Source organism: Mesorhizobium sp. B2-1-3A (genome assembly GCF_006442655.1).
GTDB lineage: Bacteria > Pseudomonadota > Alphaproteobacteria > Rhizobiales > Rhizobiaceae > Mesorhizobium.
In genome coordinates this window covers 138,483-164,768 of sequence record NZ_VFWK01000009.1, presented here as the reverse complement: position 1 = coordinate 164,768, position 26,286 = coordinate 138,483, and the positions used below count along the sequence as shown (strand labels likewise).

General features: G+C 63.7%; 26 protein-coding genes and 1 pseudogene. 19 read left to right on the top strand and 8 right to left on the bottom strand.

Annotated elements, in window-relative coordinates; all coding sequences use genetic code 11:
* Nucleotides 1-12: 12 nt before the first annotated feature.
* The 5 genes from mtaB to FJ977_RS31620 all read right to left on the bottom strand — a co-directional run bounded on the left by mtaB (nucleotide 13) and on the right by FJ977_RS31620 (nucleotide 4,324).
* Nucleotides 13-1,353 carry a tRNA (N(6)-L-threonylcarbamoyladenosine(37)-C(2))-methylthiotransferase MtaB gene (gene mtaB / locus FJ977_RS31640; protein WP_140776096.1) on the bottom strand — a complete coding sequence of 447 codons (1,341 nt, stop codon included), beginning with the start codon at nucleotides 1,351-1,353 and terminating at the stop codon, nucleotides 13-15.
* A complete protein-coding gene (dapF, locus tag FJ977_RS31635; RefSeq protein ID WP_140776440.1) occupies nucleotides 1,353-2,237 on the bottom strand; it encodes a diaminopimelate epimerase in 885 nt (294 codons plus the stop codon). The genes mtaB and dapF overlap by 1 nt, the downstream gene beginning before the upstream one ends.
* 83 nt (nucleotides 2,238-2,320) lie before the next feature.
* Nucleotides 2,321-2,482: a DUF1328 family protein gene (locus FJ977_RS31630; protein ID WP_032932257.1), complete on the bottom strand. Its 162-nt coding sequence runs from the start codon at nucleotides 2,480-2,482 to the stop codon at nucleotides 2,321-2,323.
* A gap of 200 nt (nucleotides 2,483-2,682) precedes the next feature.
* A complete protein-coding gene (locus FJ977_RS31625) occupies nucleotides 2,683-3,249 on the bottom strand; it encodes a hypothetical protein (RefSeq protein ID WP_140776095.1) in 567 nt (188 codons plus the stop codon).
* A 70-nt stretch (nucleotides 3,250-3,319) separates the two neighbouring features.
* Nucleotides 3,320-4,324, bottom strand: coding sequence for an MBL fold metallo-hydrolase (locus tag FJ977_RS31620; protein WP_140776094.1), 1,005 nt, complete (start codon nucleotides 4,322-4,324; stop codon nucleotides 3,320-3,322).
* Between the two features lie 262 nt (nucleotides 4,325-4,586).
* Between FJ977_RS31620 and FJ977_RS31615 the strand changes: the two genes are divergently transcribed.
* The 13 genes and pseudogenes from FJ977_RS31615 to lpdA all read left to right on the top strand — a co-directional run.
* A complete protein-coding gene (locus FJ977_RS31615) occupies nucleotides 4,587-5,126 on the top strand; it encodes a protease inhibitor Inh/omp19 family protein (RefSeq protein ID WP_140776093.1) in 540 nt (179 codons plus the stop codon).
* Nucleotides 5,127-5,266: 140 nt separating this feature from the next.
* On the top strand, nucleotides 5,267-6,466 hold the full coding sequence (gene zapE, locus FJ977_RS31610) for a cell division protein ZapE (protein WP_140776092.1): 1,200 nt from the start codon (nucleotides 5,267-5,269) through the stop codon (nucleotides 6,464-6,466).
* Between the two features lie 364 nt (nucleotides 6,467-6,830).
* A complete protein-coding gene (gene mdh / locus FJ977_RS31605) occupies nucleotides 6,831-7,799 on the top strand; it encodes a malate dehydrogenase (RefSeq protein WP_056574603.1) in 969 nt (322 codons plus the stop codon).
* A gap of 45 nt (nucleotides 7,800-7,844) precedes the next feature.
* Nucleotides 7,845-9,038 carry an ADP-forming succinate--CoA ligase subunit beta gene (gene sucC / locus FJ977_RS31600; RefSeq protein ID WP_140776091.1) on the top strand — a complete coding sequence of 398 codons (1,194 nt, stop codon included), beginning with the start codon at nucleotides 7,845-7,847 and terminating at the stop codon, nucleotides 9,036-9,038.
* A 4-nt stretch (nucleotides 9,039-9,042) separates the two neighbouring features.
* The gene (locus FJ977_RS31595) at nucleotides 9,043-9,414 is read left to right on the top strand and encodes a cupin domain-containing protein (RefSeq protein WP_140776090.1); all 372 of its coding nucleotides are present in this window, start codon (nucleotides 9,043-9,045) and stop codon (nucleotides 9,412-9,414) included.
* Between the two features lie 3 nt (nucleotides 9,415-9,417).
* Nucleotides 9,418-9,915, top strand: coding sequence for a DUF1579 family protein (locus FJ977_RS31590; RefSeq protein ID WP_140776089.1), 498 nt, complete (start codon nucleotides 9,418-9,420; stop codon nucleotides 9,913-9,915).
* Between the two features lie 12 nt (nucleotides 9,916-9,927).
* On the top strand, nucleotides 9,928-10,830 hold the full coding sequence (gene sucD / locus FJ977_RS31585) for a succinate--CoA ligase subunit alpha (RefSeq protein ID WP_140776088.1): 903 nt from the start codon (nucleotides 9,928-9,930) through the stop codon (nucleotides 10,828-10,830).
* Between the two features lie 136 nt (nucleotides 10,831-10,966).
* Nucleotides 10,967-13,954 (top strand): 2-oxoglutarate dehydrogenase E1 component, encoded by a 2,988-nt coding sequence (locus FJ977_RS31580; RefSeq protein ID WP_140776087.1) that lies wholly within the window; start codon nucleotides 10,967-10,969, stop codon nucleotides 13,952-13,954.
* Nucleotides 13,955-13,996: 42 nt separating this feature from the next.
* Entirely contained in the window at nucleotides 13,997-15,277 is a 1,281-nt protein-coding gene (gene odhB, locus FJ977_RS31575) for a 2-oxoglutarate dehydrogenase complex dihydrolipoyllysine-residue succinyltransferase (RefSeq protein WP_140776086.1), read from the top strand.
* Nucleotides 15,278-15,287: 10 nt separating this feature from the next.
* Nucleotides 15,288-15,869, top strand: coding sequence for a hypothetical protein (locus tag FJ977_RS31570; protein ID WP_140776085.1), 582 nt, complete (start codon nucleotides 15,288-15,290; stop codon nucleotides 15,867-15,869).
* Between the two features lie 65 nt (nucleotides 15,870-15,934).
* Entirely contained in the window at nucleotides 15,935-16,387 is a 453-nt protein-coding gene (locus FJ977_RS31565) for a hypothetical protein (RefSeq protein ID WP_246683387.1), read from the top strand.
* The gene (locus tag FJ977_RS31560; protein ID WP_140776083.1) at nucleotides 16,384-17,139 is read left to right on the top strand and encodes an SDR family oxidoreductase; all 756 of its coding nucleotides are present in this window, start codon (nucleotides 16,384-16,386) and stop codon (nucleotides 17,137-17,139) included. Before FJ977_RS31565 ends, FJ977_RS31560 begins: the two co-directional genes overlap by 4 nt.
* Nucleotides 17,140-17,215: 76 nt before the next feature.
* Nucleotides 17,216-18,631: pseudogene (lpdA, locus tag FJ977_RS31555) on the top strand (dihydrolipoyl dehydrogenase); the annotation flags it as partial.
* Between the two features lie 735 nt (nucleotides 18,632-19,366).
* Here the strand turns inward: lpdA and FJ977_RS31545 are convergent.
* The gene (locus FJ977_RS31545) at nucleotides 19,367-20,434 is read right to left on the bottom strand and encodes a TraB/GumN family protein (RefSeq protein WP_140776081.1); all 1,068 of its coding nucleotides are present in this window, start codon (nucleotides 20,432-20,434) and stop codon (nucleotides 19,367-19,369) included.
* 326 nt (nucleotides 20,435-20,760) lie between these two features.
* Nucleotides 20,761-21,699 (bottom strand): tyrosine recombinase XerC, encoded by a 939-nt coding sequence (locus FJ977_RS31540; RefSeq protein WP_140776080.1) that lies wholly within the window; start codon nucleotides 21,697-21,699, stop codon nucleotides 20,761-20,763.
* A gap of 119 nt (nucleotides 21,700-21,818) precedes the next feature.
* Between FJ977_RS31540 and rimM the strand changes: the two genes are divergently transcribed.
* Genes rimM through FJ977_RS31525 form a run of 3 tightly spaced genes read left to right on the top strand, consistent with a single transcriptional unit; the run spans nucleotide 21,819 to nucleotide 23,549 of the window.
* Entirely contained in the window at nucleotides 21,819-22,418 is a 600-nt protein-coding gene (rimM, locus tag FJ977_RS31535; RefSeq protein ID WP_140776079.1) for a ribosome maturation factor RimM, read from the top strand.
* Complete coding sequence (trmD, locus tag FJ977_RS31530) at nucleotides 22,415-23,116, top strand: tRNA (guanosine(37)-N1)-methyltransferase TrmD (protein WP_140776078.1); 702 nt, start codon at nucleotides 22,415-22,417, stop codon at nucleotides 23,114-23,116. Before rimM ends, trmD begins: the two co-directional genes overlap by 4 nt.
* Nucleotides 23,109-23,549 carry a DUF4279 domain-containing protein gene (locus FJ977_RS31525; protein ID WP_140776077.1) on the top strand — a complete coding sequence of 147 codons (441 nt, stop codon included), beginning with the start codon at nucleotides 23,109-23,111 and terminating at the stop codon, nucleotides 23,547-23,549. Before trmD ends, FJ977_RS31525 begins: the two co-directional genes overlap by 8 nt.
* Before the next feature lie 6 nt (nucleotides 23,550-23,555).
* Here the strand turns inward: FJ977_RS31525 and FJ977_RS31520 are convergent, their stop codons facing one another.
* Complete coding sequence (locus FJ977_RS31520; protein WP_140776076.1) at nucleotides 23,556-24,308, bottom strand: sulfite exporter TauE/SafE family protein; 753 nt, start codon at nucleotides 24,306-24,308, stop codon at nucleotides 23,556-23,558.
* 328 nt (nucleotides 24,309-24,636) lie between these two features.
* Here FJ977_RS31520 and rplS point away from each other — a divergent pair, with 328 nt between their 5' ends.
* From rplS to FJ977_RS31505, 3 genes are all read left to right on the top strand, one after another.
* Complete coding sequence (gene rplS / locus FJ977_RS31515) at nucleotides 24,637-25,182, top strand: 50S ribosomal protein L19 (RefSeq protein ID WP_027042867.1); 546 nt, start codon at nucleotides 24,637-24,639, stop codon at nucleotides 25,180-25,182.
* A 156-nt stretch (nucleotides 25,183-25,338) separates the two neighbouring features.
* The gene (locus FJ977_RS31510; RefSeq protein WP_140776075.1) at nucleotides 25,339-25,752 is read left to right on the top strand and encodes an organic hydroperoxide resistance protein; all 414 of its coding nucleotides are present in this window, start codon (nucleotides 25,339-25,341) and stop codon (nucleotides 25,750-25,752) included.
* Nucleotides 25,749-26,285, top strand: a complete 537-nt coding sequence (locus FJ977_RS31505) for a MarR family winged helix-turn-helix transcriptional regulator (RefSeq protein ID WP_140776074.1) — start codon at nucleotides 25,749-25,751, stop codon at nucleotides 26,283-26,285. The genes FJ977_RS31510 and FJ977_RS31505 overlap by 4 nt, the downstream gene beginning before the upstream one ends.
* Nucleotide 26,286: the final 1 nt, after the last annotated feature.

Genomic DNA, 26,286 nt, shown 5'->3' with positions numbered 1-26,286 from the left:
GCTTTGCGTTTCTCAGGCGGCGCGTGCGGCAAGCGGGGCTGCGATCAGCCGGATACCATCGTGGCCAGTAATTGTCGCTTCGACGATCTCGCCCGGCGCGCCGGTGCCGAGCGCGGCAAGGGTAAATCCTTCGGTGCGGCCAAGGCCGTCACGCTCGATCAGGATCGATTGCCGGGTTCCGGGCAGCGAGGACAGATGGCGCCGATACGCGGCTTCGCCGGCGGCGCGCAGCCGGGCGGCGCGCTGCTTGACCATCTCGCGGCGCAGCTGCGGCATGCGCGCGGCGGGCGTGCCTTCGCGCGGGCTGAACGGGAAGACGTGAAGGTGGGTCAGGCCGCATTCCTCGACGATTTTTATCGAGTTCTCGAACATGGCGTCGGTCTCGGTCGGAAAGCCGGCGATAATGTCGGCGCCGAAGACGATCGCAGGGCGCAATTTGCGCACATCCTCGCAGAAACGGATCGATTGGTCGCGCAGATGCCTGCGCTTCATGCGCTTCAGGATCATGTCGTCGCCGGACTGCAGCGACAGATGCAGATGCGGCATCAGCCTGGGTTCGGTGGCGATGGCTTCGAGCAATTCGTCATCGGCCTCGATCGAATCGATCGAGGATAGCCGCAGGCGCTTCACGTCGGGCACCTGCCTGAGAATGGTCTTCACCAGTCTGCCAAGCCTGGGCGAGCCCGGCAGGTCGGCGCCGAAGCTGGTCATGTCGACACCGGTCAGCACGATCTCGGCATAGCCGTTGCCGGCCAGCCGCTTGACCTGTTCGACCACGGCGCCCATCGGCACCGAGCGCGAATTGCCGCGGCCGTAAGGAATGATGCAGAAGGTGCAGCGGTGGTCGCAGCCATTCTGCACCTGGACGAAGGCACGGGCGCGGCCCTCGATGGCATCGACCATATGGCCGGCGGTCTCGCGCACGGAGAATATGTCGTTGACGCGGGCCTTCTCGGTGTCGTTGACGCCGAAATCCGGCAGTGCGCGATAGGAATGCGCCTTGAGCTTCTCTTCATTGCCAAGCACGAGATCGACCTCGTCCATGGCGGCGAATTTTTCCGGCTCGGTCTGCGCGGCGCAGCCGGTGACGATGATGCGCGCCCCAGGGTTGTCGCGGCGCGCCTTGCGGATCGCCTGCCTGGCCTGGCGCACCGCCTCGCCGGTGACGGCGCAGGTGTTGAAGATGACGGCGCCGCCATCCAGCGCGCCGAGACCGGCGCTCTCGGCCTCGCGCCGCATCACTTCTGATTCATAGGTGTTCAGCCGGCAGCCGAAGGTCACCACATCAATGCGGCTGGGGGCCTCGGAAAGGGAGCCGTCGACATCATGGCTCCTGGACAGAGCAACCGACATCAGGCCGCGCTTTCGGTGTCACGGGCCCATGTGCCGGTCGAAGGGTCGAAGCTGCCGGAAAATTCCCATTCGGCCGTACCCGTCAGGATGACGTGGTCGTCGTCGCGCCATTCGACATGCAGCGTGCCGCCACCGGGGGTCAACAGGCTGACGCTGCGCCCGGTCCGTTTGGTGCGCGCCGCTGCCACCACGGCGGCGCAGGCCGCCGAGCCGCAGGCCTTGGTCAAGCCGGCGCCGCGCTCCCAGGTGCGGATGATCATGCTCTCGGGAGACGTGACCTGGGCGATGGTGATGTTGGCGCGCTCGGGGAAGATCGGGTGGTTTTCGAGCAGCGGGCCGAAGCGGTCGAGCTCATAGGACCAGACGTCGCGGTCGACCCAGAAGATGGCATGCGGGTTGCCCATCGAGACGGCGGAAGGCGAATGCAGCACAGGCGCGTCGATCGGGCCGATCTGCAATTCGATCATGCGGGTGTCGCGGAATTCCTCGGCAAGCGGAATCTCCTGCCAGCCGAAACGCGGCATGCCCATGTCGACCGAGATCGTGCCGTCGGCATGCTCCCTGGCGTTGAGGATGCCGGCGCGGGTCTCGAAGGTGAAGGTTTTTTGGCCAGTCTCGGCGGCAAGCGCCTGGACGACGCAGCGCATGCCGTTGCCGCAGGCCTGCGCACCGGTGCCATCCGAATTCAGGATGTCGACATAGTAGGCCGTGCCCGGTGTCTTGGCGTCATGGATCGCCATGATCTGGTCGAAACGGGTCGCGGCATCGGCGTTCAGCGCAAGGGCGGCCGCCGCCGTCACCCGGTCGGCACGGCCGCGCATATCGGCAACGATGATTTCGTTGCCGATGCCGTTCATCTTGGCGAAGGGGGCGGTGCCTGCCATTCTTCCGGTCATTCCGTGTCCATTTGGCGCTATATGGCGGAAACGGGCGGGAATTACCAGTGCGCAGGCGCCTTCGAGGTCTCTTAGGTCACCGCGAAGATGCCGAGCACGACCAGCAGGAAGATGACGAGAACGATGCCGATGAGGATGCGCGCGCCTGTGGCGGCGGCTCCGGCCAGCGCCGGCATGCCGAGCAGGCTCGCCGCCGCGGCGATGATCAGGAGAATGATGATCCATTTGATCATGGGAATGCCTCGCAAACCGACAGATTTTGAAACCGCATGAAGAACGCGGCTGTCGTGCCTGGGTTCCCGCGGTTTGCGAGGCGATGTCAGCGGTAAAACCTAAAGCGCGTCGCGTTGAAGCGGGTTCATGCGACGCGCTTTAGGTCTCTGTTTCATGCATGTCGTTCCCCAAAACCGGGATCACTTTTGGGCGACATGCATCAGCCCGCGATCTCGATATCGGTGCTGAAGGGTGCGGTCTTGGCCGAGTTCTGGTCATGCATGAGGAAATTGCATTTGTATTTCCCGGGCGGCAGTCCATCGAGGGACAGGTCGAGCTTGAAGAAGAGTTCGCGGTTGTGCGAGCGGGAAGCGACCTGAACGCTGCCGATTTTCTCGAACGTGCCCAGGGCTTCGCCAGAGTCTGAAAGCACGGTGAGGTCGACGGAAAGCGCGATCTGGCTGTTGCCGAGGCCGTCGGAGCCATAGCCGTAACCAACAGGTTCCATGTAGAGCATGACCTTCTCGCCGGGCTTGTAGATGTGATTGGCGCGCTCGCTGTAGATGCCGAAGCCGCTGGCCGTGTCGACCTGTTTGACATTCTGCACGGCGAGCGGCATCGCTTGCCACAAGGCTTCCTCGGCGCCGCGGAATTTCTCCAGCGCGCCAGCTCCATCCCCTGCCTGCAGTGCCTTTTCGGCGTCGGCGGCGCGATCGGCGATGTCTCCGGCATAGGCCACCGAGGTGGAGATTGTGGCGGCAAGCAGGGCAGCCAGGATCGATTTCATAGGATGCGTCTCCGTTCTTTGAGATGGTGGGCGAAACCCTCGTGGGGTAGACGCCAAACCCTGCCGGAGTTCAAGGCACTCTCCAGACTTCGCCAGGCCGCAGGGCTCGAAAGCGCTCCCGTGGCATGCCCTCGGCGTCAAGCGCTTCGGCAAGTTTGCGGACCGGCTCGTCCATCGGTTCGTCGGTGAGCTGGAAGGTGCCCCAGTGGCAGCCGGCGGCGAAGGCGGCATCGCACAGCTTCATGCCTTGCACCGCTTCCTCCGGGTTCTGGTGCTGCGGTGCCATGAACCAGCGCGGCTCGTAGGCACCGATCGGCAGGATGGCGAAGCGGAAGCCGCCATGTTTCGCCGCCATCAGCCGGTAGTTGATGCCGTCGTGGAAGCCGGTGTCGCCGGCGAAATAGATTTTTCCGCCCGGCGTCTCGATGACGAAGCCGGCCCACAATGCCATGCGCCGGTCACGCGCGCCGCGCGCCGACCAGTGATGCGCCGGCTCGATGTGGACGAAAACGCCGTTACCGAGATCGACCCTGTCACCCCAGTCATATGCCGAAAGACGCATGCCGGGAACCGCCTCGCCGATGAGGACATCGTTGCCGAGCGGGGTGACCACCAGCGGATGATGGCCGGCCTTGAGCTGCTTCAGCGTGGCGAGGTCGAGATGGTCGTAGTGATTGTGGCTGACCAGGACGAGGTCGATCGGCGGCAAGTCGGGGAAGGCGATGCCCGGCGGATTGACGCGTCGTGGCCCGGCGAAGGAAAACGGCGAGGTGCGTTGCGACCAGACCGGATCGGTGAGGATGTTCAGCCCGGCGGTCTGGATCAGCAAGGTGGAGTGACCGACCATGGTCACCGTGAGTTCGGCACCCTCGACCTTCGCGGCTGGCCTTGCCTGCGAAAAGGGGCTCGGACTCGTCGCGGGCCATTTCGCGCGCTGGCCGTTGAACTGCCATTTCAGCAGATCCACGAAGCGGCCGGGCATCCGGCCGCCCGGATTGAAGAACAAGGTGCCATCGAAATGATCGCTGGGCGGACCGCTGTAATAGCGGTTGGCGGCTTTCTTTCTCGCGGCCAAGGTCTGCTCCAGCGTTCCGGCCCCTAGACATAGGTCCTGCGCCGATCGGCGCAAGCGCCGAATGGCGAAGGCGGGAGCTGGGATCGCGGAGGCCGAGCAGCAAGCCGTCCGGTCCATCCTGATTGCGATAAATTTGCAACAAATCTTGCTGCAAACCCTATTTTAACCATATCGGGTTGAAATTTCGCCACCTTCTCCATCTTGGTGGGGGTGAGAGATTGCGCGGACGGCGTCCCCCCAGCCGGATCCGACGGAGGTTGGAATGAATTTTTCGAAAAGCGGCTTGGTGGCCGTATCGCTGGCGGCGCTCGTTGCGAGTGGCTGCTCAACCTCACGGTTCTCGTCGATGGACGACCAGCAGCCGGCGCCACTGCAGCCGGCCCCGGCTGGCCAGGTGACCTCCAACCAGTTGCCGCCGCCGGCCTCGCCCGGCGCCACCGACCCGTCGCAGTTCCCGACCGCCCCGGCGAACACGCAGGTCGCGTCCTTGCCGCCGGACGGCTCGGCACCCGCCGGTGCCTCGGATCTCAGCGCGGCAAGCGTCGCCGGCGTCTGGAACGCCAGCGTTTCCGGCCAGAGCTGCAAGATCGCGACGCCGCAGACCAAGTTCGGCGCCGGCTTCCGCGCCGGGCCGCTGCACTGCCCGGCGCCGATCGATGGCATCAAGTCGTGGAATGTCGCCGGCAAGCAGCTGACGCTTTATGACGAGAATGGCGGTTCGCTGGCGCGGCTCTATTCCTCGGGTGGCTCGAAATTCGACGGTCAGACTTCCAGCGGGCAGCCGATTTCGCTTACAAGGTAAGCTGGATATGCCGATATTCAGGTGATGCCGGCCTGTGAACGGCGGCTTCTCGAAAGCCGACATTCTCGGCTTGGCCTGACCTGAATCTCAAACACATTAGTTCTCCCCGGAGCATCCTGCTCTGAACAACGACGTGACCGATGCATCTGCGTGACGGCCTCCAGACCCATGCGACCGTCAGGCAGCGCTACGACCATCTGGTGGAAACCGGCGCGATCGAGCGCGACCCGGCGCAGGAGCGCATTGCCGCCGCGCTCGACCGGCTGACATCGGAAATCTCGGCAAAACGGCTGGCGCACAAATCCAGTGCGCTGGGCTGGCTGTTTGCCCGCAAGCGCGAGACGCGGGACATCGTCAAGGGCCTCTACATCCATGGCGGCGTCGGCCGCGGCAAGACGATGCTGATGGACATGTTCTTCGAGCTGCTGCCGGTCCGGCGCAAGCGTCGCGTCCACTTCAACGACTTCATGGCCGACGTGCAGGACCGCATCCAGAAGCATCGGCAGGCGCGCAAGAACGGTGACGTCAAGGAAGACGATCCGATCCCACCCGTGGCAAAAGCCCTGGCCGAGCAAGCCTGGGTGCTGTGCTTCGACGAGTTTTCCGTCACCGACATCGCCGACGCGATGATCCTGTCCAGGCTGTTTTCGGCGCTGTTTGCCAATGGCGTGGTGCTGATCGCCACCTCGAACGTGGCGCCGGAGGATCTTTACCGCGACGGGCTCAATCGCCAGCTGTTCCTGCCTTTCATCGGCATACTGGAACGGCACGCACAGGTGCTGTCGCTGGACAGCGACAAGGATTACCGGCTGGAAAAGCTCGCCCGGACGCCGGTCTATGTCACGCCGGCCGACGCGGAAGCCGACCGCGCGCTCGACGAGGCCTGGCAGACGATGACGCGCGGCGCGCCGACGGCCGCGACATCGCTGACGCTGAAGGGCCGGCAAGTCGTGGTGCCGGCTGCCGCCGGCGACGCGGCGCGGTTTGCCTTCGCCGATCTCTGCGAAAAACCCCTCGGCGCGCGCGATTTCCTGGCGATCGCCGGACGCTTCTCGACGGTCTTCATCGACCACGTTCCGGTTCTGGGCGAGGGCAAGCGCAACGAGGCCAAGCGCTTCATCCTGTTGATCGACACGCTCTACGACCACCATGTGCGCCTGGTGGTGAGCGCCGAGGCGCCGCCGCAAGAGCTCTACGTGGCCAAGCGCGGTGTCGAGGTGTTCGAGTTCGAACGCACCGCGTCACGCCTGATCGAGATGCAGAGTCGCGACTGGCTGGAAGACTGGGCTGAGCGGCGGAAAGAGAAGCTCGCCCCGGAAGCGTCGCGCGCGCAGGCGTAAGGGGACAGTTTCCGAAAGGCCGCGATCCTTCTCGCTCCTTTTTCTCGCCGAGTTTTGACGCTCACATCCTCGGCGGCCAGCATCACAACGGCGTCATCACCTCTTCAAGCCTTCTGATTGTCATCCTAATTGTGTAATCTTAGGCAGATCGTCTTACAAACTTTGACGTTTACGTAAATCCCAAACCATCTAACCGATTGAAAACGCTCACTCCAAAATAATCGATTGAATTTATCTTGCACCGGGGCTATTGGGTGCGGCGAAATCTCGCGGGTTTCCTCAGCATTCCGGCCTCTTCCTCGGCACCGTCATCAAGTCGTCAAAGATTTCGGCGCAGTCACAGACAAAGGGAAAACATCCTCACATGGCACGCAACAAGATAGCGCTTATCGGCTCGGGAATGATCGGCGGCACGCTCGCCCACATGATCGGCCTCAAGGACCTCGGAGACGTGGTGCTGTTCGATATTGCCGAGGGCATCCCGCAAGGCAAGGGGCTCGATATCGCGCAGTCGTCGCCGGTCGATGGTTTTGACTCCCGGCTGACCGGCGTCAACGACTATGCCGGCATCGAGGGCGCGGATGTCTGCATCGTCACCGCGGGCGTGCCGCGCAAGCCGGGCATGAGCCGCGACGACCTGCTCGGTATCAACCTCAAGGTCATGGAACAGGTCGGTGCCGGTCTCAAGAAGTACGCGCCGAAGGCCTTCGTCATCTGCATCACCAACCCGCTCGATGCCATGGTGTGGGCGCTGCAGAAGTTTTCGGGCCTGCCCAAGACCCATGTCGTGGGCATGGCCGGCGTGCTCGACAGCGCGCGCTTCCGCTATTTCCTGGCCGAAGAGTTCAAGGTTTCGGTCGAGGACGTCACCGCCTTCGTGCTCGGCGGCCACGGCGATTCCATGGTGCCGATGATCCGCTATTCGACGGTCTCGGGCATTCCGCTGCCCGACCTCGTCAAGATGGGCTGGACCTCGAAGGAAAAGCTCGACCAGATCGTGCAGCGTACCCGCGACGGCGGCGCCGAGATCGTCGGCCTGCTCAAGACCGGCTCGGCCTATTACGCGCCGGCCGCCTCGGCAATCCAGATGGCCGAAGCCTATCTCAAGGACAAGAAGCGCGTGCTGCCCTGCGCGGCGCACCTCTCCGGCCAGTATGGCGTCAAGGGTACCTATGTCGGCGTGCCCGTGGTGATCGGCGCCGGCGGCGTCGAGCGCATCATCGAGATCGACCTCAACAAGGCCGAGCAGAAGATGTTCGAAAGCTCGGTGGCGACGGTGCAGGGCCTGACCGAGGCCTGCGTCAAGATCGCGCCGCAACTCGCCTCGAAGTAAACCCCGCCAAAAACAACCCCGGCAAAGACCTGGAGATAGTTCCCCATGAACATCCATGAATATCAGGGCAAGGCGCTGCTGAAGAGCTTTGGCGCGCCGGTGGCCGAAGGCGTGCCGGTGTTCAAGGCAAGCGAGGCGGAAGCCGCGGCACAAGCGCTGCCCGGCCCGCTCTATGTCGTGAAGAGCCAGATCCATGCCGGCGGCCGCGGCAAGGGCAAGTTCAAGGAACTGTCGCCTGACGCCAAGGGCGGCGTGCGGCTGGCGAAGTCGGTCGCCGACGTCGTCGCCAACGCCAACGAGATGCTCGGCCACACGCTGGTGACCAAGCAGACCGGCCCGGCCGGCAAGCAGGTCAACCGTCTCTATATAGAGGACGGTGCCGACATCGAGCGCGAGCTTTATCTGTCGATCCTGGTCGACCGTTCGGTCGGCCGCATCGCCTTCGTCGTCTCGACCGAAGGCGGCATGGACATCGAGGCGGTCGCCCATGACACGCCGGAAAAGATCATCACCGTCGCCATCGACCCGGAAAAGGGCGTGACGGCGGATGATGTTAAGAAGCTCAACGCGGCCCTCAAGCTCGACGGCGATGCGGCCAAGGATGGCGGCACACTGTTCCCGATCCTCTACAAGGCCTTCGTCGAGAAGGACATGAGCCTGCTCGAGGTCAACCCGCTGATCGTCATGAAGAATGGCCGGCTGCGCGTGCTCGACGCCAAGGTGTCGTTCGACAACAACGCGCTGTTTCGCCACCCGGACGTGCTCGAACTGCGCGACACCACCGAAGAGGACGAGAAGGAGATCGAGGCGTCGAAATACGACCTCGCCTATGTCGCGCTCGACGGCAATATCGGCTGCATGGTCAACGGCGCCGGCCTTGCCATGGCGACGATGGACATCATCAAGCTCTATGGCGCCGAACCCGCCAACTTCCTCGATGTCGGCGGCGGCGCGTCCAAGGAGAAGGTGACGGCGGCGTTCAAGATCATCACCAAGGACCCTGCGGTCAAAGGCATACTGATCAACATCTTCGGCGGCATCATGAAGTGCGACATCATCGCCGAGGGCGTGATTGCCGCGGTCAAGGAAGTCGGCCTCAAGGTTCCGCTGGTGGTGCGCCTGGAAGGTACCAATGCCGAGCTCGGCAAGAAGATCATCAACGACAGCGGCCTGAACGTGGTGTCGGCCGACGATCTCGATGACGCGGCCAAGAAGATCGTGGCGGCGGTGAAGGGCTGAGCGGATGCCTCCGCGCAAGATAAATCTGGTCGAGGCGGCGGATCAGAAGATCACCAAGGTCTTCGATCCGCACATCGCCGGCGACGTCAACGACAGCCAGGCGAAGGTCGCCAAGTTCGGCGAGGCTTTCGACTGGCACGCGCATGAGCATGAGGACGAAGCCTTCCTCGTGCTGCGCGGTCGCATCGCCATCGATTTCCGCGACGGTCCGGTCGAGCTCGGCGAGGGCGATTTCATCGTCGTGCCGCGTGGCGTCGAGCATCGGCCGCGTTCGCTGACCCAAGAGCCCGTGGTGCTGATGTTCGAGCCGTCGACGACGCTCAACACCGGCAATGCCAAGAGCGATCTCACCGTCACCGACCTGAAGCGGCTCTGACCAATGAACGCGGCTTCCTTCTCCTCGCTCTCGGCCGATCACCAGCGCCTGCAGGCGCTGGTCGGCGCGTGGCGTGGCGAGGAGGAGGTGGCGGACACACAATGGGCCGATGGCGGCACGGCGACATCGGAGGTGCTGGCGGAGGCACAATTCGGCGGCCTGTTCGTGGTGCAGCGCTACCGCCAGCGCCGCGACGGCACGATTTCCTTCGGTTCGCACAACGTGTTCGGCTTCGACCAGCAAAACAGCGTCGTCACCATGCACCAGTTCGATTCGATGGGTTTCGTGCCGGCCTCGCCGGCCACGGGCACGTGGAACGGCGGCGAGCTCAATCTGGAGCGGTCATCACCGCGCGGTTCGGCGCGCGTGACGTATATTTTTGACGATGCCGACACCTACCGCATGCGATTGCATTTCAAACCCGCCGGCAGCGATGCATGGCAAGACATGGTGAGCGGCGTCTACAAGCGCGTCTCGCCTTCCTCGATCAACGGCTTTTAGAAAAGGGCTCCGATGTCCATTCTCGTCGACAAGAACACCAAGGTGCTGGTGCAGGGCCTGACCGGCAAGACCGGCACGTTCCACACCGAACAGGCGCTGGCCTATCACGGCACCAAGATGGTGGGTGGCATCCACCCCAAGAAGGGCGGCGAGACCTGGACCGGGTCGAAGGGCGAAAGCCTGCCGATCTTCGCCACCGTCGCCGAAGGCAAGGAAAAGACCGGCGCCAACGCTTCGGTCATCTATGTACCGCCGGCGGGCGCCGGCGAAGCGATCCTGGAGGCGATCGAGGCGGAAATCCCGCTGATCATCTGCATCACCGAGGGCATTCCGGTGATGGACATGGTCAAGGTCAAGGCGCGGCTCGACCGCTCGACCTCGCGGCTGATCGGGCCGAACTGCCCCGGCGTGCTCACGCCCGACGAATGCAAGATCGGCATCATGCCCGGAAACATCTTCCGCAAGGGCTCGGTCGGCGTTGTTTCGCGCTCGGGAACACTTACCTATGAGGCCGTGTTCCAGACCACCAATGTCGGCCTCGGCCAGACCACCGCCGTCGGCATTGGCGGCGATCCCGTCAAGGGCACCGAGTTCATCGACGTGCTCGAGATGTTCCTCGCCGACGACGAGACCAAGTCGATCATCATGATCGGCGAGATCGGCGGCTCGGCCGAGGAAGACGCCGCGCAGTTCCTCAAGGACGAAGCCAAGCGTGGCCGCAAGAAGCCGATGGCGGGCTTCATCGCCGGGCGCACGGCGCCGGCGGGCCGTACCATGGGCCATGCGGGCGCGGTCATCTCCGGCGGCAAAGGCGGCGCCGAGGACAAGATCGCGGCAATGGAATCGGCCGGTATCAAGGTCTCGCCGTCACCGGCGCGGCTTGGCACGACGCTGGTTGAAGCCATCAAGGGCTGAATCTGGCGCCGGTTATGGAATGAGGGCCAACGACGGTTCGTTGGCTTTTGAGGGGACAAGAAGGGCGGGTGAACCGCCCACTATCGCGGCCCTGCCGCAAACGTAAGGAGACGGAGCGCTGCTCCGCTGAAACGACATGGCAAGACAAGATCAGGCCAACGACCAATTTTCGCTCACCTCATTCCTCTATGGCGGCAACGCCGATTACATCGACGCGCTCTATGCCGCCTATGAAGACGATCCCGCCTCGGTCAATCCCGAATGGCAGGAGTTCTTCGCTGGTCTGAAGGACGATGCCGGCGATGTACGCAGGAATGCCAAGGGTGCCTCCTGGGCCAAGCCCTCCTGGCCGCTGCAGGCCAATGGCGAGCTGGTGTCGGCGCTCGACGGCAATTGGGGCATTGTCGAGAAGCATCTGGAAAAGAAGGTCAAGGACAAGGCGGTCACCAACGGTGTCGCTCTTTCCGACGCCGACGTGCATCAGGCGACGCGCGATTCGGTGCGCGCCATCATGATGATCCGTGCCTACCGCATGCGCGGCCATCTGCACGCCAATCTCGATCCGCTCGGCATCGCCAAGCCGCTCGAGGATTACAATGAATTGTCGCCCGAGAATTACGGCTTCACCGAAGCCGACTACGACCGGCCGATCTTCCTCGACAATGTGCTCGGGCTCGAATTCGGCTCCATCCGGCAGATGCTGGAGATCCTGACCCGCACCTATTGCTCGACGCTCGGCGTCGAATTCATGCACATCTCCGACCCCGAGGAAAAGGCCTGGATCCAGGCGCGCATCGAAGGCGCCGACAAGGAAATCTCGTTTACCGCCACCGGCAAGAAGGCAATTCTCTCGAAGCTGGTCGAAGCGGAAGGCTTCGAGCAGTTCATCGACGTCAAGTACAAGGGCACCAAGCGCTTCGGCCTCGACGGCAGTGAAGCGCTGATCCCGGCGCTGGAGCAGATCGTCAAGCGCGGCGGCCAGCTCGGCATGAAGGAGATCGTGCTCGGCATGGCCCATCGCGGCCGCCTGAACGTGCTCTCCCAGGTGATGGCGAAGCCTCACCGCGCCATCTTCCATGAGTTCAAGGGCGGCTCGGCAGCCCCCGATGAGGTCGAAGGCTCGGGCGACGTCAAGTACCATCTCGGCGCCTCGTCGGACCGCGAGTTCGACGGCAACAAGGTCCACCTGTCGCTGACGGCCAACCCGTCCCACCTGGAAATCGTCGACCCGGTGGTGATGGGCAAGGCGCGCGCCAAGCAGGATTACCTGTTCGGCCGCGGCCGCGAGGAGATCGTGCCGCTGGAGGAGCGCGCCAAGGTGCTGCCGCTGCTCCTGCATGGCGACGCCGCCTTCGCCGGCCAGGGCGTGATCGCCGAAATCCTCGGCCTGTCGGGCCTGCGCGGCCACCGCGTCGCCGGCACGCTGCATTTCATCATCAACAACCAGATCGGCTTCACCACCAATCCGCGCTTCTCGCGCTCGTCGCCCTATCCGTCCGACGTCGCCAAGATGATCGAGGCGCCGATCTTCCACGTCAATGGCGACGACCCGGAAGCCGTGGTCCATGCCACCAAGGTGGCGATCGAATTCCGCATGAAATTCCACAAGCCGGTGGTCGTGGACATGTTCTGCTACCGCCGCTTCGGCCACAATGAGGGCGACGAACCGGCCTTCACCCAGCCGATCATGTACCGCAACATACGCACCCACAAGACGACGGTGCAGATCTATGGCGACCGTCTGATCGCCGAGGGCCACATCACCCAGGCCGAGCTCGACCAGATGAAGGCCGACTGGCGCGCGCATCTGGAATCCGAATGGGAAGTCGGCCAGCACTACAAGCCCAACAAGGCCGACTGGCTCGATGGCGCCTGGTCCGGCCTGCGCACGGCCGACAACCAGGACGAACAAAGGCGCGGCAAGACCGCCGTGCCGGTCAAGACGCTGAAGGAAATCGGCAAGAAGCTGACCGAGGTGCCGAAGGGTTTCGAGGCGCACAAGACCATCATCCGTTTCCTCGAAAACCGCCGCGAGGCGATCGAATCCGGCGAAGGCATCGACTGGTCGACGGCCGAGGCGCTGGCGTTCGGCGCGATCCTGCTCGACGGCAATCCGATCCGCCTGTCGGGGCAGGATTCCGAGCGCGGCACCTTCTCGCAGCGCCATTCCGTGCTCTACGACCAGCGCGACGAGACCCGCTACATCCCGCTCAACAATCTGTCGGCGGCGCAGGCCGGCTACGAAGTCATCAACTCGATGCTGTCGGAAGAGGCGGTGCTGGGCTTCGAATATGGCTACAGCCTCGCCGAGCCGAAGGCGCTGACCTTGTGGGAAGCGCAGTTCGGCGACTTCGCCAACGGCGCCCAGGTTGTGTTCGACCAGTTCATCTCGTCGGGCGAACGCAAGTGGCTCAGAATGTCGGGTCTCGTCTGCCTGTTGCCGCATGGCTATGAGGGCCAGGGCCCGGAACATTCGTCCGCCAGGCTGGAGCGCTTCCTGCAGCTTTGCGCCGAAGACAACATGCAAGTGGCCAACTGCACCACGCCGGCCAACTATTTCCACATCCTGCGCCGACAGCTGAAGCGCGACTTCCGCAAGCCGCTGATCCTGATGACGCCGAAGTCGCTGCTGCGCCACAAGCGGGCGGTGTCGACGCTGCCGGAAATCTCGGGCGAGAGCTCGTTCCACCGGCTGCTGTGGGACGACGCGCAGCTGTTGCCCAACCAGGCGATCAAGCTCACCAAGGATTCCAAGATCCGCCGCGTCGTGCTGTGCTCGGGCAAGGTATATTACGACCTCTACGAGGAGCGCGAGAAGCGCGGCATCAACGACATCTACCTGCTGCGCGTCGAACAGCTTTATCCGTTCCCGGCCAAGGCGCTGATCACCGAACTGTCGCGTTTCCGCAACGCCGAGATGGTGTGGTGCCAGGAGGAGCCCAAGAATATGGGCGCCTGGTCGTTCATCGACCCGTACCTGGAATGGGTGCTGGCGCATATCGACGCCAAGCATCAGCGGGTGCGCTACACCGGCCGGCCGGCGGCCGCGTCGCCGGCGACCGGATTGATGTCCAAGCACCTAGCCCAGCTCGCCGCCTTGCTCGAAGACGCGCTTGGCGAATAAAGCAGGCGAATAGAACAGAACCGACAAGAACGGACAGGCACAATGGCTACCGAAATCCGCGTTCCCACTCTCGGCGAATCCGTCACCGAGGCGACCATCGGCAAATGGTTCAAGAAGGTCGGCGATGCCATTGCCGTCGACGAACCGCTGGTCGAGCTTGAAACCGACAAGGTGACGGTGGAAGTTCCGGCCGCGGCCGCGGGCATCCTTTCGGAGATCGCGGTCAAGGAAGGTGAAACGGTTGGCGTCGGCGCGCTTCTGGGGTCGATTTCGGCCGGTGGCGCCGCCGCCACACCCGCGACCAAGCCGCAGGCCGTGGCGCAGGCTTCGAGCCCGGATGCGGCGCAGACCACCAAGCAGGCCGCGGCCGAGACCGCCAAGATCGCCGGCGATGCCGGCGCGGTCGAGCCGCGCTCGATGCCGCCGGCGCCGGCCGCCGCAAAACTGATCGCCGAGAACAATCTGTCGGTCGACCAGCTTTCCGGCTCGGGCAAGCGCGGCCAGGTGCTGAAGGGCGACGTGCTCGACGCCATCTCCAAGGGCGCGCCGTCGCAGCCGGCCGAGACGCCGAAGGCGGCTCCGGCGCCGATCGCGGTGCGTGCGCCATCCTCCGGCGACGATGCCTCGCGCGAAGAGCGCGTGCGCATGACCAAATTGCGCCAGACCATCGCGCGGCGGCTCAAGGAAGCGCAGTCGACCGCCGCCATGCTCACCACCTTCAATGAGGTCGACATGTCGGCGGTGATGGCGCTGCGGACCAAGTACAAGGACGTGTTTGAGAAGAAGCACGGCGTGAAGCTCGGCTTCATGGGCTTCTTCACCAAGGCTGTCACGCACGCGCTGAAGGAAATCCCGGCGGTCAATGCCGAGATCGACGGCACCGACATCATCTACAAGAACTTTGCCCATGTCGGCGTCGCCGTCGGTACCGAGAAGGGCCTGGTCGTGCCCGTGGTGCGCGATGCCGACCAGATGTCGATCGCCGAAATCGAGAAGGAAATCGGCCGGCTGGGCATCGCGGCGCGTGACGGCAAGCTGTCGGTCGCCGACATGCAGGGCGGCACGTTCACCATCTCCAATGGCGGCGTCTACGGCTCGCTGATGTCGACGCCGATCCTCAATGCGCCGCAGTCGGGCATTCTGGGCATGCACAAGATCCAGGACCGGCCGGTCGTGGTCGGCGGCCAGATCGTGATCCGGCCAATGATGTATCTGGCGCTGAGCTACGACCACCGCATCGTCGACGGCAAGGAAGCCGTGACCTTCCTGGTGCGCGTCAAGGAAAGCCTGGAGGATCCGGAACGGCTCGTGCTCGATCTCTAGGTCTGTTGCGGTGGCTGAGTCTGTCGAGCCAATCGACCTGTTCGAGCTTCTGGCGACAGGCCGGGCAGGGCCTGTCGCGCTCGGTAAAAGCAGCCGTGAAACGGTTCGAGGCTTGATCGATCCGGAGGACGTGCGGGCGGACAATCATTTTCGCCACGGAGACACCGAATCCGCCTGGTGCATCTACGGCGCGAATTGCGAGTTCTTCTTCAGCCCTGATTATCGTTTGCGGTCGATTAACGTCGAACCTGTCTTCGGAAGACTGCAACCGGGTGGAATGATGGCGACTTGGCATGGCAATCTGGACGTCGATGTGGGTCGGCATCCCGTGACTTTTGCAGGCACAAAGCCGATAGCCATACATACCTTGCCCAAGGCTCTGCAGTTCCTGAACAGGAGCGAATTCAAGTGGACAATCGGCGGTGGTCGGGAACGCGACATCTATATTGAGCTGGCGGAGAGTTCTCGCAACTTGACCCTTAAATATGAGGTGAACGCCATTCCGTTTGACGGCAATGGCAACATTGCGTTCGAAATAGACTATTTTCTCTCGACGATCTTCATACTCGATCAAGCTGTTCAAGGCGGATAACCGTGACGATCCGTTCGTTCTTGTCGGAATGCCTGTCGACTGCATCGATAGCGGTCTGCGCGTCGATGATCTCAGCCAACGCTTTCGCCGCCTGTCCGATCGAACTCGCCGTCTACGGCGACCCTCAAAGCGGCAGCGAGATCGATTTTACCCCGACCGGCACCTCGGCAACCGTCACCAACACATTCCGCATGATCCTCGACAACAATGTGGTGCTGAACGGCATCGTCATGTGGAACGAAGGTGTTTCCAGGCCGAACGGCGCGCTGATGTACAAATGCCCGGAAGGCGACACCACGGGCGATGAACTCGCCGCCTGTACCCCCTGGCACGGCGTCATCTATACGTCGGACGACAAGGGCAGCATCGGGCTCTTGCCGGCGGAAGGCGTCGATGCGCCGAAGACGCTGATCCTGCCGGATCTCGGTCCGATGCTGCATCAGTCAACCGCCTATGGCGGCAGCGGATTCTCGAAAGTGCCGTCGGATGTGTTCACGCTGAAGGGATGTCAGGAATGAGCGAGGCGCAAAAAGTGCTGCTGGTCACCGGCGGCAGCCGCGGCATCGGCGCCGCCGTCTGCCGGCTCGGGGCCAAGGCCGGCTATCGCGTGGCAGTCAACTATGCCTCGAACCGGGCTGCCGCCGATGCGCTGGTCGGCGACATCAAGGCCGCCGGCGGCGACGCTTTTTCGGTCAAGGGCGATGTCGGCAGCGAGGCCGATATCCTGGCCATCTTCGACGCGGTGGATCGCACCTGGGGCAGGCTCGATGCCTTCGTCAACAATGCAGGCATCGTCGACGCCAAGGCGCGCGTCGACGAGATGAGCGTGGCACGGCTCGAACGCATGATGCGCATCAATGTCGTCGGTTCCATCCTCTGCGCCCGTGAGGCGGTCAAGCGCATGTCGACACGCCATGGCGGCAAGGGCGGAGCGATCGTCAATATCTCGTCGGCCGCGGCGGTGCTGGGCGCGCCGGACAATTATGTCGACTATGCCGCGTCCAAGGGCGCCATCGACACGCTCACCGTCGGGCTCGCCCGCGAGGTGGCGCTGGAAGGCATCCGCGTCAACGCGGTGCGGCCGGGCATCATCGACACCGACATCCACGCCTCCGGCGGACAGCCGGACCGGGTGGCTCTGATCCAGGACACGCTGCCGATGAAAAGAGCCGGCACGGCCGATGAAGTCGCCGCTGCTGTTCTCTATCTTCTATCCGACGCCGCGTCCTATACGACAGGCGCGATCCTGAATGTCAGCGGCGGCCGCTGAGCGCTCTCAAGCAGTTCGAGCATGATGTTATCCGAAAACCGCGTCGCACTTTTCGGCATCATGCTCAAAACAGAAGGACAGTATCATGGCTTATGACGTCGTTATCATCGGATCGGGACCCGGCGGCTATGTCTGCGCCATCAAGGCGGCACAGCTCGGGCTGAAGGTCGCGGTGGTCGAGAAGAACGCGACCTTCGGCGGCACCTGCCTCAACATCGGCTGCATCCCGTCCAAGGCGCTGCTTTATGCCTCCGAAATGTTCGCCGAGGCCGGCCATTCCTTCGATACGCTCGGTGTCGAGATCGCCGCACCGAAGCTGAACCTGAAGAAGATGATGGCGCACAAGGATGCGACTGTGTCGTCCAACGTCAACGGCGTCGCCTTCCTGTTCAAGAAGAACAAGATCGATAGCTTTCGCGGCACCGGCAAGGTGCTCGCGGCCGGCAAGGTGTCGGTCACCGGCGAGGACGGCAAGGTCGAGGAGATCGAGACGAAGAACATCGTCATCGCTACCGGTTCGGATGTCGCCGGCATACCCGGCGTCAAGGTCGATTTCGACGAGAAGGTGATCGTGTCGTCGACGGGCGCGCTGTCGCTGGACAAGGTTCCCGGCCATCTGGTGGTGGTCGGCGGGGGCGTCATCGGGCTCGAGCTCGGTTCGGTGTGGGCGCGGCTCGGCGCCAAGGTCACCGTGGTCGAGTTCCTCGACACGATCCTCGGTGGCATGGACGGCGAGGTGTCCAAGCAGTTCCAGCGGCTGCTCTCCAAGCAAGGCTTCGAGTTCAAGCTCGGCGCCAAGGTCACCGGCGTCGCCAAGGCCAAGAAGGGTGCGACCGTCACCTTCGAGCCGGTGAAGGGCGGCGCCGCCGAGACCATCGCGGCCGATGTCGTGCTGATCGCCACCGGCCGCCGCGCCTTTTCGGACACTCTTGGTCTCAAGGAAGCGGGGGTCGAGGTCGACGAGCGCGGCCGGGTCAAGACCGACGGGCATCTCAAGACCAACGTGCCTGGTATCTATGCCATCGGCGATGTCATCGCCGGGCCGATGCTGGCGCACAAGGCCGAGGACGAGGGCGTGGCGGTGGCTGAAACCATTGCCGGCCAGGCCGGCCATGTGAACTACGAGGTCATTCCGAGTGTCGTCTACACCAGCCCCGAAATCGCCTCGGTCGGCAAGACCGAGGAAGAACTGAAGAAGGCCGGCATCGACTACAAGGTCGGCAAATTCCCGTTCAGCGCCAATGGCCGGGCACGCGCCATGCTGCACACCGACGGCTTCGTGAAAATCCTTGCCGACAAGGCCAGCGACCGCGTGCTTGGCGTGCATATCGTCGGCTTCGGTGCCGGCGAGATGATCCACGAGGCGGCGGTGCTGATGGAGTTCGGCGGCTCGTCGGAGGATCTCGCCCGCACCTGCCATGCGCATCCGACGATGTCGGAAGCGGTGAAGGAAGCGGCGTTGGCCACCTTCTTCAAGCCGATCCATATCTGAGGCCTTTCATAAGCTCTACTCCGGCGGCCATCTGGTGCGGCTTTCTCCGCTTCTCACAGCGCCGCGCGCCCTCTTGGACGCGCAAAGGACGCTGTGACACTTTTGACTGGCGCATGATCCTTTCCGAAAATCGGACCGATTTTCGGGGTCATGCGCTGCTCACGGACCCAAATGTCCGCTGCGCTCCGGTTCTCGAAAACCACACCAGCTGACTCACCGGAGCGAGTTTCTGGAAAGGCCTTCCAGGCGTCATCGCTCAAAGCAAAACGGCCCGCTTTTCAGCGGGCCGTTTGTATCTGGTATCGAGCCGATCAGTTGGCCGGTGCAGGCGCCGGAGCGGGTGCGGGCGCTGGTGCCGGAGCAGGCGCGGGTGCTGGCGCTGGGGCCGGAGCTGGCGCGGGAGCCGGTGCTGGCTCTGGTGCCGGAGCGGGCGCAGGGGCCGGTGCCGGTGTGCTGGCCGCCGGCGCTTCGGCGGGTGCCGGATGCTCGCCGCTTCTGCCGAAAACGTAATACGCGACAATCGCCAGGATAACGACGACCAGCGCAATCAGCCAGGGGCTGCCGCCACCGCCGCTTGGCCTGGGAGTGTCGTTCGATGGATTCGCCATAAAAGTGTCCTCCGTGGATGAAAATAATCAATCAACAGCCATCAACGCGCAACCGTTGAATGGGTTTCACGCTAGGGAAGGAAAGCGCCGAAAACGCGGCGTTTGGGTCCTTCCGCTGCCATCCGACTCAATTGACGGCGGTGACAGTATAGCCGGCTTTGCGGAAATCCTCGACCAGTCCTTCCGGGCCGGGAAGGTGCAGCGCGCCGACCGCCATGAAGGCGTTGCCCTTGGCCAGGATCGGCTCGGCATGATCGATCATCACCTTGTTGCGGCTGGTGATCATGGTTTCCTCGAAGGCCGCATAGCCGGCCGCGTCGTTCTGCTCTTCGGGCATGGCGGCGCGGAACAGCGGCCAGAACATGCCGGTTTCGCCGCGCTGGTAGAGCAGGATCATGGTCTCATTGATGTCGTTGACCTTGTCGCCGAGCTTCAGCGTGTCAACGAGGCCCTTCATGTGAAAGGCGAGCGGCAGCGAGGCCATGGCGCGCAGCTGGCTCTCGGCCGTTTCCAAACCTTCGACCGGCTTGCCGGCGGCCTTGGCACCCTCGGCCAGCTTGACGTCAAGCACCGGGGCGCCGCCGGACTGGCGGGCGAGTTCGCAGGCCGGAAGCGCCATCATGGCCGAAAGCATCCACGGCTTCATCTTGGCGACAGTTGCCGGCGGAATGCCGCGCGCATCGAGCGCGGCATTCATGGCCGCCGCTTCGTCCGGCGTCAGCAAGGACGACAGCGTGGTGGAGTCGGTGAACATCATCAGGTCCGGCTCCTTGAGCATCGCCGTCATCATCTTCTGCTTGTCGAGCACGTCGGTGGTCTCGATGATGAGGGTGCCGGCGGCGTCAAAGGCCTTCTGCGCCTGCGGCGGCAGCGTGGTGACGCGCGGGTCGGTCATGTGCATGGTGCCGAACAGGTAGGATGGCTGCTCGCCTGGTTTTTCGAGCTTCCACAACAGGCCCTTGCCGTTGAGCGTCGCGGCGGCTTCCGCCTCGATCTTGCTGTAGGCGGCAGGGCTGCTCTTCCGCAGGGCCGACACCATGTCGGCGCCGGTGCAGGTCGGGATTTCCGCATGTGCCCTGCCGGTCGCGAACAACAGCACGGCAAGGAAGGACAGGAAAAACAGCACGTTGAGCGCGACAAGCAGCTTCAGCGAGATGGAAGCTGCGCGGTCGGCGATGGCAATGACGCGTTTCATGACACCGTTCTAAGGGTGAAAAGCGGCAAAACGGTTAATTAGGGGATTGAAATTGTCTTCGACCGGCTGTGACCTCGTCATCCACGGGCGGAGCAAGGAGCGAAGCGACGCGGCGTAGACCCGAGGATCCATGCCGGGACTCTCGAGCGCCGCAACGGTGCAGAATCCTGCTCCGCTGCACCCGTCAGTAAGGTCGCGGCATGGATCCTCGGGTCTCCGCGACGCCGCTGCGCGGCTGCTCCGCCCGTGGATGACGAAGTTGGGAACGCTTCGGCTAATCGCGAATGTTTATGAGGCCACCGATACCTGTGCGGCGCCATCGGCGTTCACGCCCTCGGATGCGCCGATTCGTAGATTTCGAGCAGCCTCGCCGTGTCGACGCCGGTGTAGATCTGCGTCGTCGACAGGCTGGCATGGCCGAGCAGCTCCTGGATGGTGCGCAAATCGCCGCCTCTGCCGAGCAGATGCGTGGCGAAGGAGTGGCGCAGCGCGTGCGGCGTCGCCGTGTCGGGCAGGTTGAGCGCCGAGCGCAGTTTCGCCATGTCGCGCTGGATGATGGCCGGGTTGAGCGGGCCGCCGCGCGCGCCGCGAAACAACAGGCCTTTCGGGTCGAGATGATGGGGACAGAGCCGGCGGTATTCGGCGATTGCCCGGAGCGCCACGGGCAACACCGGCACCAGCCGCGTCTTGCCGCCCTTGCCAGTGACGCGCAGCACGGTGTCGGCCTCCGAGGCCAGATCGGCGCCGGCGAGGCCGAGCGCTTCCGAGATGCGCAAGCCCGAGCCGTAGAGCAGCGTCAGCACGGCTGCGTTGCGGGCGGCAATCCAGGGCTCTTCCGCCAGTTGGCCTTCCACCGACACCACATGCTTGGCATCGCTCGCCGTCAGCGGTTTGGGCAGCGACTTGGGCTGGCGCGGCGCGCGCAGGGCAGTGGCACCCGCCGCATTGGCGAGACCGCGCTGTTCCAGGAAACGCAGCAGCGAACGGATGCCGGCGAGACCCCGGCCGAGCGTGCGGGCGCCGACGCCTTGGTTGCGGCGGGCGGCGAGGAAGCCGCGCAGATCGGCCGGGCGCAGATTGGCGATATCGGAGATGCCGGGCGAGCCGCCGCAATGGCCGGTAAGGAAATGCAGGAACTGGCGCGTGTCGCGCTCATAGGCTTCCACTGTCTCGGGTGACAGGCGACGTTCACGCGCGAGCATCTTCAGCCAGCTTTCACGCGCCGCCTGGAGATCGGGTTTGGCCGGGATGAGGAATTCCTGCATGACGGCATTTTCGAGTATTCGGGTTAGGAAGCGGTGAAGAGCTCGTCATTGAAATGACAGCGGGCGATCATTGAAATGACGCCGGGCTGGGGCTAGAGCAGGCCAAAGGATATTTCGCGATGAGCAAGCCGCAAAACCCCGTCCAGATGGCCGTTATCGGCGCCGCCCACGGCATCAAGGGCGAACTCAGGGTGAAAACCTTCACCGGCGAGCCGATGGCGCTGGCCGATTATGGCCCGCTCTATGCCAGGGATGGCCGTGCCTTCCAGATAACGGACATAAGGCCGGCCAACACCGTCGTCGTGGTGCGCTTCAAGGGCATCAGCGACCGCAACGCGGCCGAGGCGCTCGCCGGCACGGAGCTGTTCGTCGACCGCTCGATGCTGCCCGACGACGGCGAGGAGGACGAGTTCTATCATGCCGACCTGATCGGGCTGGAAGTCCGCGACGATACGGGTGCCGCGCTCGGCAAGGTGGTCGCGGTGCACAATTTCGGTGGCGGCGACATTCTCGACGTGACGCTTTCCGGCCGCAAGGGCGTGCTGATCCCGTTCACGCAGGCCGCCGTGCCGCAGGTGTCGATCGCCGAAGGTTTTGTCCGCGTCGATCCGGCGGCAGCCGGGCTGGTCGAGGACGAGGATGGCGAAGCGCCGCGCGAGGAAGATTTCGACCCCAAGGGCAGGCCGCGCGGACCGCGCGACGCCGGGGGCAACCGGTGACGTTCAAGGCTTCGGTGCTGACGCTCTATCCCGAGATGTTTCCGGGCGCGCTCGGCCTGTCGCTGGCGGGCCGCGCGCTCGAGGCGGGCACATGGTCGCTGGAAGCCATACAGATCCGCGACTTCGCCACCGACAAGCACCGCACCGTCGACGACACGCCGGCCGGCGGCGGCGCCGGCATGGTGATGCGCGCCGATGTGCTGGCCAAGGCGATCGACCACGCCTCTGCGGGAGGCGATTTGCGTCCACGCCTGCTGATGAGCCCGCGTGGCAAACCGTTGACGCAGGCCCGCGTGCGGGAGCTCGCCGCCGGGCCGGGCGCCGTCATCCTGTGCGGCCGCTTCGAGGGTGTCGACCAGCGGCTGATCGAGGCCCGTGGCCTGGAAGAGGTGTCTATCGGCGATTTCATCCTCTCCGGTGGCGAGCCGGCGGCGCTCGTTCTGCTCGACGCTGTGGTGCGGCTGTTGCCCGGCGTGATGGGCAACGCCGTGTCCGGCGAGGAAGAGAGCTTTGAAAACGGCCTGCTCGAACATCCGCACTACACAAGGCCGCAGGAATTCGAGGGACGAGAGATTCCCTACGTGCTGATCTCCGGCAATCACAAGAAGATCGCGGCATGGCGGCGTGAGCAGTCGGAAGCGCTGACGAAAGAACGGCGGCCGGATTTGCTGGAGAACGGCAAGACCGACAATGGCTGAGATCGCTCAAAGCTCGGCAAGTCTTAGATTCTCCGGTGACGATTTGGATCCCATTGAGCTGACCAGATTGCTCGGCGGAGAACCAACTTCTGCGGTCAGAAAGGGAGATCTTCGTACCTATCCCCCAAATCAACCACCCCGCATAGCGCTACACGGATTCTGGAGGCTGTCGTCGGGATACGAAAAAGGCGATCAACTCGATCATCAGATCGCAACTATCCTGAAGACCCTTACGTCAGACCTCGCGATATGGGCCGATCTCGTGCGGCGGTTCAAGGTCGACATGTTCTGCGGCGTCTGGCTCGATGAGGGAAATCAGGGCTTGGGATTGACCGCGCCGACGCTGAAGTTACTGGGCGACCGGGGCATAAAGCTCGACCTCGATATCTACTACGAACCGCCCGAATCCGAAGACGGTCTGGAGCCGGAGTGACACGGCTCAGCCCTTGGTAAAGTAATAAAAAGCCAGAAACAGGCCGACGGCGATGACGAAGCCGCGCACCACGTTCTGCGGCACGCGCTTGGCGATCCAGACGCCGGCATAGCCGCCCAGCGCGCCGCCGGGGATCATGACGATTGCCTGCGGCCAGGCGACGACGCCACCCGAGACGAAGACGACGATGGCGACAGCCGCGATGACCACCGCCAGCATGTTCTTCAGCGCATTCAGCCGGTGGTAGTCGCCGGCCTGCGTTAGGCCAAGCGTTGCCAGCATCATCACGCCCATGCCGGCGCCGAAGAAGCCGCCATAGATGGCGGTGGTGAATTGCGCCAGCGAGCCGGCGAGTGAGCTCACCGATGCCTCTTGGCCGGGTTTTGGCGCCGGCCTCAGCCATGGTCCGGCGGCAAACAGCGCCGTTGCGCCCAGCAGCAGCCACGGCACCAGCACGCGAAACGAGGGATTGTCGAGCGCCAGCAGGATCAGGGCGCCCGCCAGTGCGCCAATCGCCGAGATGAGGCAGAGCAGCAGGGCGCCGCGCCAGAAATGCCTGATGTCGTCCCGATAGGCGAGCGTCGAGGTGATGTAGCCTGGAAATTGGGTAACCGACGAGGTGGCGTTGGCGACGATCGGCGGCACACCGACCAATGTCATGGCGCCAAAGGTGATGAAGGTGCCGCCGCCGGCGACCGCGTTGGCAGCGCCGGACAGGAAGCCCGCCAGGAAAAGCAGGATGGCGTCGAAGACAGACATGGAATGCCGCCGCGGAAACTGTGGTATTCCAGGCTTAGGAAGCCTGGCTGGCGGGCGCAACCCGGCAAGGCCGGTAATACAATGGTGCCATGCAGGCAAAAAAGACTCGTGCTCGGGCGTGACAAAGCGCCGAAATAGCTGTATGTGCGCGCCGAACCGGAAGAAAAATCTGCCGGGCCCGTCAACAATGACGGTGTAGTCGCCCCTGTCCGATGTCTTGGAGACAAAAATGTCTCGGAGACAAAGGACATAGCCGAGCGGTCAATGGAACTGCAAGGCGAGCGCAGGGCGCTCTGACTGTCGGAAGAACAAGAAGTGGACTATTGAGATGGATATTCTCCGTCAGCTCGAGGCCGAGCAGGCCGCCAAGATCGAAGCCAAGCGCAAGCTCCCCGAATTCCAGCCCGGCGACACCGTGCGCGTCCAGGTCCGCGTGACCGAAGGCACGCGCACCCGCGTCCAGGCCTATGAGGGCGTCGTCATTGCCCGCGCCGGTTCCGGCTTCCAGGAAAATTTCACCGTCCGCAAGATCTCCTACGGCGAAGGCGTCGAGCGCGTGTTCCCGGTCTACTCGCCGATGGTCGAGGGTGTCGAGATCGTGCGTCGCGGCAAGGTGCGTCGCGCCAAGCTCTATTACCTGCGCGATCGTCGCGGCAAGTCGGCCCGTATTTCGGAAAACACCGGCGTGCGCGCCCGCAAGCTCAACGATGAGGAGCGCGACGCACTGAACGCCGAGAAGGCCCGCATCGAGGCCGAGAAGGTCGCCGCTGCCCAGGCGCTGGCCGCCGAGACGGCCGCCAAGGAAGCCGCCGAGAAGAAGGCCGCCGCCGAGGCTGAGGCCGCCAAGGCCGCTGAAGCGACCCCGGCCGAATAAGATTTTCGGCAATCCCATTCAAAAAGGCGGCTTCGGCCGCCTTTTTTCGTTTCACCAGACTGTGAACGCCTCAGGCTCCGGAAATTGGATCCGGGTGTTGACGGCACATTATCTTGTGTACTAAATAATCGTACACAGGATAATTGGAGACATGATATGGCACTTTATACCGCACAGGCTCACGTCACCGGTGGCCGCGCCGGCCATGGCGAGACCAGCGATGGTCTGCTCAAGGTCGATCTGGCGATGCCCAAGGAGCTTGGTGGGCCGGGCGGCGCCACCAATCCCGAGCAGCTTTTCGCCATCGGCTACGCTGCCTGCTTCGAAAGCGCCATCCGCTTCGTCGCGCGCAAACAGAAGCTGCCGCTCGAGGATGCCGCGATAACCTCCACCGTCAACCTGCTTCCCAATGGCGAGGGCTTCAAGCTCGGCGTCGCGCTCGCGGCGGAAACGAAAGGCCTTGATCAGGCGACTGCTGAGGCGCTTGTATCGGAGGCACACAAGATCTGCCCCTATTCGAACGCCATCAGGGGCAATGTCGACGTAGCGCTTTCGGTAAAGGCGGCATGACGACAAAAGTCGAAACGAGAGCCAAAAATGTCCCGGCGGAGGCCGCCGGGACGTTTCACGTGCCGCGGCTCGATCAGCAGCTGTGCTTCGCGCTCTATTCGGCGAGCGGGCTGATGACCAAGGTTTATCGCCCGCTGCTCGAGCCGCTTGGTCTCACCTATCCGCAATATCTGGTGATGCTGGCGCTGTGGGAGCACGCGCCGAGCACCATTGGCGCGCTTGGCGAAGCGCTGGGCCTGGATTCCGCGACGCTGACGCCACTGCTCAAGCGGATGGAGGCGGGTGGGCTCGTCACCCGCCGGCGCGATGCCGCCGACGAGCGCCGGGTGCTCGTCGAGCCGACGGCCAACGGCCAGGCGCTGCGTGCTCACATGAAGGATGTGTCCGCCGCACTTGCCTGCAGCGTGCCGCTGGAGCCTGGCGAAGTGAAAGCGCTGCACGCAACACTCACCCATCTTGTCGCCGGTCTGCGCAACGCTGCGACCGATGATCGATCAGCGGATGCGGAAGCGCCGGTCTCCGGCTCGAGATAAG